The organism is Massilia eurypsychrophila (assembly GCF_002760655.1).
Classification (GTDB): domain Bacteria; phylum Pseudomonadota; class Gammaproteobacteria; order Burkholderiales; family Burkholderiaceae_D; genus JAFCUW01.
In genome coordinates, this window is sequence record NZ_PDOC01000111.1 from 1 (window position 1) to 303 (window position 303).

Below are 303 nucleotides of genomic sequence, written 5' to 3' on the forward strand. Positions count from 1 at the left end.
TGCCGCTCATCGAGAAGATGGCCCGGAAACACAAGCGTCCGGTCGGCGGCAGCTGGCGTATGGATGAGACGTACATCAAGGTCAAGGGCGTCTGGAAATACCTCTACCGCGCTGTCGACAAGCAGGGCAAGAGCGTCGACTTCCTGCTGACAGCGAAGCGCGACATGGCTGCGGCGAAGCGCTTCTTCGACAAGGCCATGGGAGCGAACGGCGATCCGGACAAGGTCGCGATGGACAAGAGTGGCGCCAACAAGGCGGCGATCGATGCGATCAACGCCGGCCGCGACGTGCCGATCCTGGTGC

1 protein-coding gene is annotated in these 303 nt (G+C 62.7%); it reads left to right on the forward strand.

What is annotated here, in order from left to right:
- On the forward strand, positions 1-303 hold a 303-nt coding region (locus tag CR105_RS27615), incomplete at both ends, for a DDE-type integrase/transposase/recombinase (RefSeq protein WP_143752847.1).